This is a genomic window from Rhodohalobacter sulfatireducens (genome assembly GCF_022012475.1).
Classification (GTDB): domain Bacteria; phylum Bacteroidota; class Rhodothermia; order Balneolales; family Balneolaceae; genus Rhodohalobacter; species Rhodohalobacter sulfatireducens.
This window is the reverse complement of the sequence record NZ_JAKLWS010000043.1, coordinates 19,301-30,642: the sequence shown is the minus strand read 5'-3', so window position 1 is coordinate 30,642 and position 11,342 is coordinate 19,301. Positions and strand designations below refer to the sequence as shown.

The 11,342-nt window shown below is 35.9% G+C and carries 9 protein-coding genes; all 9 read right to left on the bottom strand.

Going from position 1 to position 11,342, the window contains the following annotated elements:
- Positions 1–1,000: 1,000 nt before the first annotated feature.
- A complete protein-coding gene (locus L6773_RS19570; RefSeq protein ID WP_237856281.1) occupies positions 1,001–1,711 on the bottom strand; it encodes a WecB/TagA/CpsF family glycosyltransferase in 711 nt (236 codons plus the stop codon).
- 6 nt (positions 1,712–1,717) lie between these two features.
- Positions 1,718–2,635 carry an SGNH/GDSL hydrolase family protein gene (locus tag L6773_RS19565; protein ID WP_237856280.1) on the bottom strand — a complete coding sequence of 306 codons (918 nt, stop codon included), beginning with the start codon at positions 2,633–2,635 and terminating at the stop codon, positions 1,718–1,720.
- Between the two features lie 21 nt (positions 2,636–2,656).
- Positions 2,657–3,970, bottom strand: coding sequence for an MBOAT family O-acyltransferase (locus L6773_RS19560; protein ID WP_237856277.1), 1,314 nt, complete (start codon positions 3,968–3,970; stop codon positions 2,657–2,659).
- Positions 3,971–4,076: 106 nt separating this feature from the next.
- Entirely contained in the window at positions 4,077–5,249 is a 1,173-nt protein-coding gene (locus tag L6773_RS19555; protein WP_237856275.1) for a glycosyltransferase family 4 protein, read from the bottom strand.
- Positions 5,246–6,574: a phenylacetate--CoA ligase family protein gene (locus tag L6773_RS19550; RefSeq protein ID WP_237856273.1), complete on the bottom strand. Its 1,329-nt coding sequence runs from the start codon at positions 6,572–6,574 to the stop codon at positions 5,246–5,248. The genes L6773_RS19555 and L6773_RS19550 overlap by 4 nt, the downstream gene beginning before the upstream one ends.
- Before the next feature lie 3 nt (positions 6,575–6,577).
- On the bottom strand, positions 6,578–7,741 hold the full coding sequence (locus L6773_RS19545) for a glycosyltransferase family 4 protein (protein WP_237856272.1): 1,164 nt from the start codon (positions 7,739–7,741) through the stop codon (positions 6,578–6,580).
- Positions 7,716–8,939: an O-antigen ligase family protein gene (locus L6773_RS19540; protein WP_237856271.1), complete on the bottom strand. Its 1,224-nt coding sequence runs from the start codon at positions 8,937–8,939 to the stop codon at positions 7,716–7,718. The genes L6773_RS19545 and L6773_RS19540 overlap by 26 nt, the downstream gene beginning before the upstream one ends.
- A gap of 104 nt (positions 8,940–9,043) precedes the next feature.
- Complete coding sequence (locus L6773_RS19535) at positions 9,044–10,066, bottom strand: glycosyltransferase family 2 protein (RefSeq protein ID WP_237856270.1); 1,023 nt, start codon at positions 10,064–10,066, stop codon at positions 9,044–9,046.
- Positions 10,067–10,166: 100 nt separating this feature from the next.
- Positions 10,167–11,315 (bottom strand): glycosyltransferase family 4 protein, encoded by a 1,149-nt coding sequence (locus L6773_RS19530; protein WP_237856269.1) that lies wholly within the window; start codon positions 11,313–11,315, stop codon positions 10,167–10,169.
- Between the last annotated feature and the right edge of the window lie 27 nt (positions 11,316–11,342).

Sequence of the window (11,342 nt, the reverse complement as noted above, 5' to 3'; positions counted from 1 at the left end):
CTCTAGCCGCGTCCCGAACCGTCGGGGGGAGGGGACATATAGCGAAGCGTTCAGCGCAGCTATAAGGGGTGGGTTCATATCGGTGCAATTACGTCGCACGATTCAATTTATCTACCTCCAACCGGCGCAAATGTCCATTTGTACCCATTTTTCGATCTGTATTCATTTTAGTCGTTCCAAAACCCTGTCTCCATTCTAATGGTTAGAGAATCCATTCATAATTTTTTGCACAACCCCTCGGATGATTTCCTGCCTTTTCAATACCCATCGCCTCGGGGTATCTGTTTTAGAGGCCTTCCCATCCCCGGGTTGCGGCCTCTCTTCAGAGCTCCGCTCTTCACGAGGCCTCCACCCGGGGTTACAATACCAATCACCCCGCCGGGGTGAGATTACGCAAGCGTAATCCAGAAGCTCTCCCTCCGCACGGATAATCCTTCCCGCTATTCCCGCTTTCTCCTAAATGCATTCAGTTGCAAACATAATAGGATTTCGGTGACATAGCCCTCCGGCCTTGAAGAAAAACCGGAACAAAGGGGAATTGGCGAAGCGTGTGGGTCCCGAATTCTCGGGATTATCGGTGATGAACCTAAATCAGTCTCGATGACTGATGGACCATTCCCCCAATGGAATGCCCAAGGCAGAAGGGTGCCGCGCTGAACCATCAGCCGCCATGAACTCCAGGGTCGTGGCACGGGGTGGCTGTTGGAGCGTCTGTGTGTGAGTCATCGAGTGAATGTTCTCGGCAGGTCTTCCGTCATAGCCGGTTCACTCATCCGATGACTGCGACTATTGTGACGTTTATGCGAAAGCCACGCCACTTAACTCTGGCAGAATAACCTTAAACCTTGAACCTGAAACTCTTGGTCACCGAAGCCTTGCGCGTAGGTGACTTAAACCCATAAGTATTGCCCAATCTTCCTCAGCGGCTTCAGCCAGAGGGTGTAGAACCGTGGTTTCAGGCCGTTGACTTTCCAGTTTTTTTAAAAGCAGAAGAGCATAGTTATTTATTTAAAAGCTTTTCTCTAAATACGTCTTTCAGGAATATTGGTGTAGAAATAAAGTTCCGCTTCCACAAACGTTTGGGATTTAGTACCAATCGATGGAGCCATTCAAGGCCAAGTTGCAACATCCACTCTGGTGCTCGATTCTGTGTACCTGCATAAAAATCAAAAACCGCACCCACCGAGCAAATTACATTCGCATTGATCTTGTCTTTATGCGTTTGAACCCACTTCTCCTGTTTGGGGGCCGTCATGCCAACAAATAAAATGTCAGGTTTGAATTGATTGATGGCTGCAACCATTCGTTCACTATCATCTTTTGAGAAAGCTGGTTTAAAAGGCGGGCTATAGCTGGCGCACTGAATATTTGGATATTCCCTGTGAATGCGCTCTTCAATTTTTAAAAGTGTATTATCTGATGAACCAAGATAGAAGACCCGTAAACTTTGTTCATTTGCTATCTTTAAAAGCCGGGTGTGCATATCCGATCCGGCAATTTTTGGAATAGAAACTCCACGAATCACTCTTGCGGCCAACACAATTCCTGATCCGTCAGGAATCAACCAATCAGCTTTTCTCAGTGCATTCTGAAATTCTGTATCTTTTTTTGCTTCACAATATGAATGCGGATTGATCGTATTAATAACTTTTATCTCCTCAAAAGGATACTCTGGATAAATTGGATTGATATTATAACCTAATAGATTCATAATCTTTTAAGGACTTAACTTTTCTTCATTTTTCTCTATATCGCTAATAAACTGTTCCGTAAGAAGGGCTTGTCCTTCCGGGTTCAAATGAATTGGGTCGAAAAATAAGTCATAATTACTCTCCCATCCGTTTAAATACTCGAAATACAAAACTCTGTCATTTTCTTTTTCGATCTTCCGGAAATAATCCAACTCATTACTAAACTCTCGAGGTTCCAGGTCATTATACAGATCGGTGGTTGGAACGTATAAAAGTACTACATTTATCCCCTGACTTGTTAACTCATTGATGCTCTTTTCGAATATATTTCTATTCGTCTCCAACGAGTTTATTTGACGATAATCCCCATTCTCAATTCTCTTTCTATACTTTTCGGGATCAAGATTTCCGAATTTTAAGTTTGACCATATCCCCAAATAGCCCCGCATAGAACCACTTACGAGCCGTTCATTATATCTTGATGATTTAATTATTTTTTTTTGCCAATACTCAAAACCATCCATCTCTTTTTTAACATAATTTCCTATCAACTCATTATTCATGAATGGCAAAAAAAGCTGATATGAATTTTCACTTAAGCCGCTTCCCGTAAACATCCAGGGATTAACTCCATACACAATCGTTTTCAGGTTTTTATTCTCATCCATTAAATGATTTAGCATGAGATAACGATCATACACATTTACTCCTTCAATCGTATATTTTGAAACTTTTTTGCCAATCTCTTCCTCAAAGCGTTCCTTATCTACACCCAACATGAGATGTGAATGTCCCACAAACGCAATTTCATTTTCAGAACTTATTCCATAATACTTTTCTAATCCGGTTTGGATACCCTTATGAACCAGGTAGTCCGCCCCCAAAAAAAGCGATATAAAACCCAGTAGATATATAAATGGTGAATTTAAACGTCTCGTAAACATTCCGATTTAACGAATAGAAAATTAAAATTGAAAATAGATAAATGCATTCGAGCTTATTCCAAAAATACTAATTCCCAATAAAAGAATGATATATGAGGCCCAAACAAGCCATTTTGGAAATACAGACTCTTGATTAATATAAACGGGTATCTTCTTATTGTACTGCAAAAGCTCAACAACTATTAGAAAAATAATTAAAGCCAGCGACAATAGAGTTGTCACAGAGGATGATCCAAACCAGAGGCTTCCCGAAAATTCAAAAACTTTTCCACTCATATATAACGCATCACTTAAAGAATTGGCCCTGAAAAATAACCAGGAGTAGAAGACGAGTAGAAACGTCACAAAAATTCTAAAATATTTATAGCTTTTTTGGTTTCTGATGGACTCAATGTTAAAATAACTGATTATTTTTTTGCCGATATATTCAACTAAATAATAGCTGGCATGAAGTCCTCCCCATATTACAAATGTCCAGTTTGCTCCATGCCATAAACCACTAACGAGGAATACCACGTATATATTAAAAACCCATCTTCGTATTGGCACCCTGTTTCCGCCTAACGGTATATATAAGTAATCAGAAAACCAGCTCGATAACGAAATATGCCAGCGTTTCCAGAATTCACCAATCGAGCTTGACAGATATGGCAAATTAAAGTTTTGCATCAGTTTAAAACCCAGTATTCTCGCACTGCCTATTGCCATGTCCGAGTACCCGCTGAAATCACAGTAGATTTGAAACGTGAAAAACAGGGTCGCTAAGAAAATTGTCTGACCGCTATAAAGTTCGGGGCTATTAAATACCGGATCTGAATAGATGGCCAAACGATCTGCAATCACTATCTTTTTAAATAACCCCCAAATAAATAACATCGCCCCCTCTTTGAAGTGATCAAAGTTAAATACGTGCTTTTCTTTGAACTGGGGCAGCATATTAGATGCTCTTTCAATAGGACCCGCAATGAGTTGAGGGAAAAAAGCGACAAAGCCTATAAAATTTACAAGATTGGTTTCCGGCTTTATTTTTTCATTGTAGATATCTATGGAATAGCTCAGGGCCTGGAACGTAAAAAAGGAGATGCCGACCGGTAGAATAACACTTACATAAAGATTACTGATGTCATAACCGGCCTCAGATGTTATGACATTCATACTCTCAAGAAAAAAATTGGCGTATTTGAAATAAAAAAGAGGGAGAAGAGAGATAAATATCCCGCCAAAAAGCCAGGCTTTTCTATTCCCTGTATTCCTAGATGCTATCTTTTTGCCGGTATAAAAATTTACTATGGAAACAAATAGCATCAGGAAGCCAAATTCCCAGCGCCACGACATATAAAAATAATAGGAAGCAATACAAAGCAGATAGTTCCTGTATTGCTGCTCCAGGCGGAAGTAAACTGGGATTAGAACCGCAAAAAAAATAATGTATTCCCAGGAACTAAACAGCATTTAGTACTCCGTAGATATCCATTAGTTTATTGTAAACTTGTTGCGATGAATAGTTATGGTTTGCCTTTCTCCTCCCATTCTGTCCAAATTTTTGACATCTATCAGTATCAGGATACAATCTTTCAATTTTTTCTTTTAAATCTTCTGCATCTCCAGGTTCTACTAATAAACCGTTTTCCTCATGATCTATAATAGAAGCCATCGCTCCCAAATTACTTGTAATTACCGGTTTGCCAAATTTCATTGCTCTTGTAATTACATTCGGGAATCCCTCGTACCATTTCCCCGGAACTACAATGATTCGACTATTTTCATATAAATTATTTAGATCATTTTTATCCAGAAAACCCAACCACTCTACATTATCTGATGATTTAAATTCAATTCCACTTAAAGACTCATGAATCTCACCGGCTACACAAAATTCAATATCAGGCAACATCCTTGCTGCTTCAATGAATTCAAGAATTCCCTTTTCGGCTTTTGATCTGCCTACAAATGTTACTTTGGTTCCAATGGCTGCTTCATTTATATCAATATCCGGAACTAATCCAGGTACTACATGAAGCTTTTCAGAGGGAATGCCATTCTTAATAAATTTCTGTCTTTGGAAATCCGTTTGAACAATGAAAGCATCAGGATATTTTAAAATTCCCCAAAATTTCCTGGCAGTAAAATTTCTGACTGCGTAACCAACACTTTTTGATAAATTATTTTCACAGTTTTTTTTTATGCAGTTTAATTCACGCCCCCTATCTAAACATTTTTCACAAACCTCTTTTTGACCGTCAAGATGTAATCCTGTTGGACAGAATAGGCGATAGTTAGGACATCGCATCACAACAGGAATTTCCATTTTTTTCAGAACCTTGAATATAGCTGGAGAAATAAGAGGATATACATTTTGTACCTGAACAATGTGGGGCTGGAACTCTTCAATTTTGTCTATGAGCTTTTTGACAGCAAATGGATTCCAAATTCCTGTGAAAAATGCCTTCAAGTTCTTTGATAATGAACCCACTATTTCTGCTGAACTACGACGATACCATTCCACTATGTGACCATTTTCCTCAAGAAGTTTAGCCAACCCCTCTGCTGCATGCTCCTCTCCACTATTATTACTTGCGTAATTATTGTGAACAAATAGAAATTTCAAATTCATTCGCTAATTATGAATTGAATTTTACCGCGCTTCTGTTGAACGTGATCCACAATCTTGAAATTTAAATCAACTTGATTTTGAATACGTTTTTGTAGTTCCATCTCTACCGATTTAACTACATTGGAAATTGTTTTCGAACCTTTGTAGGGAACAACTTTCACTGTTATATCACCCCTTTTATGCTGAACTATTTGAAATTGTTTGACAGTATCAGTGTAGTCGTCGAAGATAGTTGTTAAATACTCTCCTGATAAAATAGTGTCATCTGGGAGTTCAATATTATCGGACATTCTTCCTTTTACTTTATCCATTAAAGGTAAAGATAGCCCACAGCTGCACTTTTGCTTTAACAACCTGCCTCTGTCGCCATTTTCATATCGAATAAGAGGAAATGAATATTCGTTAAGATTAGAGATTACAATTTTTCCATATTTGCCATTTGGAACCGGGTCATTGTTATCATCAAGAATTTCAACTTTAACTGAATCCGAAAAAATATGTAATCCATTTTTTTGTGGACATTCAGCTGCAATAAAATACAACTCACTGCACCCATATTGGTCACAAACAGGAGCTTTAAAAGCCTCACTGATTTTTTCTTCTTGAATTTTCGATATTGGAGCAGCAGTAGTCCAAACCACTTTAGGTGACTGAATTTCAATATTGTTATCAATAATATATTCAGCAATTGCTTCTATCCCTCCTACATATCCATGAACCAACCTTGGTTTTATTGATGAATATTCAGACAAAAATAATTCAATATTATCTGGAGTAATATTTGTTGCATCCATATGTAATATCTTCTGAGGCCATCTAATAAAATTCCAGGCTGCTTTTTTTATTCCTTTTTCAGGTAAACCCCGATATATTGAAGCCATATTATCTAAAGGAGAAAGCCCCCACCAAGATAGCATTTGCCATTTTGGAACTTCACGAACAGTCTTTGGATCCATTCCAATCTTTAATGGATGGCCCGTACTGCCACCCGTCGTTGAGATTTTAAGATCACCGGCATCTATTTTATTTGAAATGAACTCTTGAAAGTTGTTTGCTAACTCCTCACGGGTTAGAATTGGGATTTCTCGAAATTGTGTCTCTGTATGGATTCTATCAGGACTAATATTCTTAGCATCTAATTTACTTTTATACCATGGTACATTTTGATAGGCATTATCAACTAACTTTCTTGTTTTTTTCCATACTATATCAACAAGATGTTCTTTGCTTAAAAACTGATTCTGAAGTGAACTTCTGTATTGTGAGAGTGCCCCCGGTTTTGCCATAGAATAGCGAAACAAATAAGACCAAGTTTTAAAGTTCATATTTTAAGATTTAACAGATACACATGCCTGATAAATACTATTCGCAACTTTTTCCGGTGTATGTTCTTTGATAATTTCTAAAGAGTTTTTTCCCTTTTCATCCCATTTTTCACGGTTTTGCCATGCCATTTCAAGCGTATTAACAAAATCATCAGTATTTAATGGATCAAATACCCACCCATTTTCTTGTTGTACTAATTCCGGCCAACAACCATTATACTTTGAGCAAAGTATGGGCAACCCACAACTCATCGCCTCCGGAACCACTAACGACCAATTGTCCTGCAACGTAGGTATTACAAAAGCATCAGAAATAGCAAAATATTTGTAAATATCATCGTAGTTAACTCTACCTGCATAATGAACATTAGTGGAGTTCGTATTAGTTGTAATTTCTTTTAGTTCTTCTGACTCTGGTCCTTCACCTACAATCAATAATGAAACATCTGACTTATTATTGAATATTTTCAACCAAGCATCTACCAAGTGTCTAACTCCTTTTAATTGTACTAATCTGCCAATAAACAAAAAAACATACTTCTTTAGCATTAATTTTTGTTTGAGCTCTAACTTTTCCTCAGTAGTTAAATTCTGTGCACTATTTTGTAATCCTGAAGTATCTGCTGCCATGTTACCAAAAGATATTTTTTTATCCGGGTAATTCAGACTTTGAACATACTCAGAACATAGTTGCCCATTGCACACTATATGATCAATAAGTTTAGCAGCTATTTTGCGATATAATGTTCTTAAATATCCCGTATTTCGTTCCGTATGTTTTGTCGCTTCATAGCACATAACATGCGGAACTCTCTTTATTAATCGTAATAATAATGGAGAATATGTCCACTGAAAGAAACCGTCACTAAGTAAAACATCTGGTTTTGTTTGGAGTGTTTTTCTTATCAAACCGGGTTGGAATGGTATACGTAAACCCTTTTTCTTACTTGATGAGACAGGTTGTGATTTTTTTCCAGTAAAACGAAACTCCCCTGTTAATCCAATAGCCTTATTTCCTAATATATTTTTTAATTTTTTTATGCATCTGTCTGGAACTACATCTGCATAATATATCACTGTAAGGTCTTCTCCACTTAACCGGTGTATCTGTTCATAAACCGGAATACGGTAATCTAAAAAACTACGTGTAACCCAGGTTATTCTCATTGGATGATAGTCGTTTAAAATGAAGGTGTGCCATACTTATCATTGAAAATATAATTACTGCCGGGATCCATGTTCCATAGACCCGTGTGCCTATTCCCGGATTCCCCATAGTGTGAACTGTTATTAAAATTGCTGTTGCTAAAAAAACAGCTCTTAATTTTGGCGGAAGTAAATCTGAATTTGTTTTTCTGAGAATACCCCAAAAAAACATAACGAAAAAGAAAGCTCCAATTGCACCTGTTCCTAATAAAGCAGACAACAAACCATTGTGAGTTCCAATTGAGGCAAGTAAAACCTTGTTGATGATAAATGTTTCCCCGGCCACAAATCCATATCCAATAAAAGGTTTCTCCAGGAATTCATTGTAGGCAAGTTCAAATAATTGATATCTTCCTGTTGTATATTCCATTCCAACTCCTTGCTGGCCATAAAAGATTGTGCTTTGAAGAAAGCTTTGAGGCCCCCAATAAGACACTGAAAACAGTATTCCAAAAGAAATAACAATCAATAAAATTTTTAACCATTTGTTTCCTCTCCCAAAAGCTAAAATACCGGTTGCAAAGCCTGCATACGCTGTATTCGACAGACTGAATATCGAAATGGGAAGAATAAAACTCTTAACCATCCAACCTACAGGTAAAAGAAGAGCTAGAAAAAAATAAGGAGTGGAATTCATCTGTTCTAAAAAGAGGGTTTCCAGTGAAAAAATTGATAAGTCGAACTGCATAGCTCTTCGTAGTAAACCTGTGAATATGGTAAAAACGGCATATTTTAGAATCCAGTCAATCATACCTTCAATACCTATCATTCGATACAACCTGCTTATTACAGCCGTAATAAGTGATAAATAGGCTATATTTTCAAAAGCCCTGTAAGCTGTCATTGATAAATGTACGCTCCATATCATGGTTATCCCCCCCCAAACAGCATACAGTAATAACCATTTCATCGGTGTATTTAAAAGTAACCTTCGATGAGTTCTGTTTTTTGCAAAGACGTAAACAGCGACTGTAAATGATAGAACGGCAAGGATAATTTGAATAGTAGCTGAAGTGTCAACTGTAGCGACCTCATCGAACTCCCTTCGACGACTAATAAGGGCATATATAACTGGATATGCTAATAGTAGATATCCTGGACCACCACTCACCGTTAGAAAACGCCAGATTGAGAGTTTATTTAACGATTCGTGCTTCATCTTTTAACGGTTTTTAATAGAGTAGTTGATTGAGATTTTGAAAATCAAAGATAAGTATGCTTTATAATGTAATTACGATGAGATCAAAATTATAATTTTCAATATTAAGTTGATCTCAACATAAAAAATAGATATGATTTTGCGATCTCTCTGAACCTAAGCCCCATACATAGAATAGGCCAAAAAAGCGGACCCGCTTTAACCCCCATTCTGAGTGCTTTTCCCCATCCATTCTCATTTATCCTGGTTCGATTTCTGCTTACAAACTGATAGGAATCTTTGAAAGAAAATGTGTAAGCTTTAGCAAATGCGATCGTAGTATAGATATTAATTAAGTATTCATTAAAAGCCTTTTTAGATTGTGAATCTTGTAATTTTGGGTCAATTCGTTTTTTCCAGGATTTAATATCAAGTTCTTTAAAAAACGAAAATCTTCTTTTGAATTTTTTAAGTCTTTCTGAAGGTGTTAAGATTTGTTGGTCAGTCACAAAAAGATGTTTCGGCATAAATCCCCAGTTTCCAAAAGTTGCCAAGTACCCCCAGAATTCTAAGTCTTCAGTAAGTCTTAAATCTTTCCTTAGACCACCAGTTTTTTTTGCTATTTCTGTTCGCATTAATACAGTTCCTGTCCGAATGCAATCGTACTTTGTCCAATATTCATAAAAATTATTACAAACGTTACCACCCTTATAGTACTCCTTATCTTCCATTGAGAGAGAAGGCTGTTGGAGTTCATTTCCTTTATAACTTATACTACTATATGCACAATTAGCAGCAACCAAGTCTTCATTTGCCACTAAAAAATGCTTCATAAATCGGGCAAAATTTTCTTTCCAGTAATCATCTGCATCTAAGAATGCCACGAATTCAGTTTCAGTTTCAAATAAACCTTTTGAACGACCTACAGCAGGCCCCTTATTTTCTTCAAATTCTATGTATTTAACACGATCTCCATACCTTTTCACTACTTCCCAAGTATTATCTGTTGAGGCATCATTTATTACAATAATTTTACATTCTTCATCTTTTTGATTAACAACACTATTAATAGAACGAGAAATAAATTTTGCAGAGTTGTAAGCGGTGATAATTACCGTTATCGAGCATTTTTTTTTTGAGTGATGCATTACGTTCAATATGAAAAAGCAACAATTTTATTTCTTTATTGAGGAAACTACATTACATCAATAATGTTATTGAAAAAAATCAAATCTTATTATTAAAATATTACTTAGATGCCAGTTCTGAATACAACTCATATACTTGTTCTCTATGTAATTTTCCTGAAAATTTATTTGCGACTAATTTGTTAGCATTTAGTGCCAATTTATTATATAGAGTTGTATTTCTTTGTAGCATTAAGATTTTATTTTTCAAATCAACATAATCATTTGGTTTAATTAAAACACCAGTTTCTAGATGTTTGATAGTCTCTTGATAAGCCCCAACATTTGTTGCAATGGTTGGTTTTGAGTATTCTGCTGCTTCAATCGGAATTCTACCAAAGGCTTCACCATCTGATGATATCGAAAGAATCAAATCTGAATTTTTGTATATTTGGTCAATATCTTTAGTAAAAGGAAGTATTTTTACCCAATTTTCTAAATCTAGTTTTTCTATAAGTCCATTTAATTTTTTAAGTACATGATTGTCTTTTGAAGGATCATCACCAACAATCTGCAATAAAATTTTTTTGCTGCTACTTTCTTTCTTGATTAGTTCAAAAGCCTTTATAGCAATATCATGAGCTTTACGTTCCTCTAATAATCCAATTGAAGTAACTATAAAAGACTCATTCTCTTTTGAATGAGTACTTGTATTACCGCTTTTAATATTCTGGGATATTGACTCTTGAAAATCAACTGCATTGTAAATGACTTTAGCTTTAGATTTTAAGCTGAAACTATTTTTAACATACTCAGACACACAAATGAATTTATCAACTAATATTCTAGAGAATTTTGGAATTTTCATGAGATGTGCTGGTGTCCTAACATGTGCTACAACCCTCATTTTCAACAATTTACAAACGATTATATCAAAAATTTGATTTGAGCGATACATATTAAAATGTATAACATCATATTTTTTCGATATAGCAAACCTGAACAAATAATATGCATTAAGTAGGTTATTCAGCCCTCTAAAAAAACGGTACCTTTTATTTTTTTTTAGAAAATTAATAATGGAATTATTCTTTTTGTATCTATAGAAATACATACCCTGATGAAAGGAAAAATAATTCTGATGCTTTTTTTTACATTCAAATAAAATATCAAATCTTTCCTCTGCATCTTCACCGTTTGTTAGAGTCATTAAACTTCTCTCAGCTCCTGATAAATAATCGCTATTATCAATGACTAAAACTCTAATCATAATATGTATTAATTCTATATTTTCCTT

Bases quoted from the DNA above. Each gene is read 5' to 3' on its own strand.
- L6773_RS19540 (WP_237856271.1), bottom strand. From the start codon at position 8,939: ATGAAGCACGAATCGTTAAATAAACTCTCAATCTGGCGTTTTCTAACG.
- L6773_RS19535 (WP_237856270.1), bottom strand. From the start codon at position 10,066: ATGCATCACTCAAAAAAAAAATGCTCGATAACGGTAATTATCACCGCT.
- L6773_RS19570 (WP_237856281.1), bottom strand. From the start codon at position 1,711: ATGAATCTATTAGGTTATAATATCAATCCAATTTATCCAGAGTATCCT.
- L6773_RS19555 (WP_237856275.1), bottom strand. From the start codon at position 5,249: ATGAATTTGAAATTTCTATTTGTTCACAATAATTACGCAAGTAATAAT.
- L6773_RS19565 (WP_237856280.1), bottom strand. From the start codon at position 2,635: ATGTTTACGAGACGTTTAAATTCACCATTTATATATCTACTGGGTTTT.
- L6773_RS19560 (WP_237856277.1), bottom strand. From the start codon at position 3,970: ATGTCGTGGCGCTGGGAATTTGGCTTCCTGATGCTATTTGTTTCCATA.
- L6773_RS19545 (WP_237856272.1), bottom strand. From the start codon at position 7,741: ATGAGAATAACCTGGGTTACACGTAGTTTTTTAGATTACCGTATTCCG.
- L6773_RS19550 (WP_237856273.1), bottom strand. From the start codon at position 6,574: ATGAACTTTAAAACTTGGTCTTATTTGTTTCGCTATTCTATGGCAAAA.
- L6773_RS19530 (WP_237856269.1), bottom strand. From the start codon at position 11,315: ATGATTAGAGTTTTAGTCATTGATAATAGCGATTATTTATCAGGAGCT.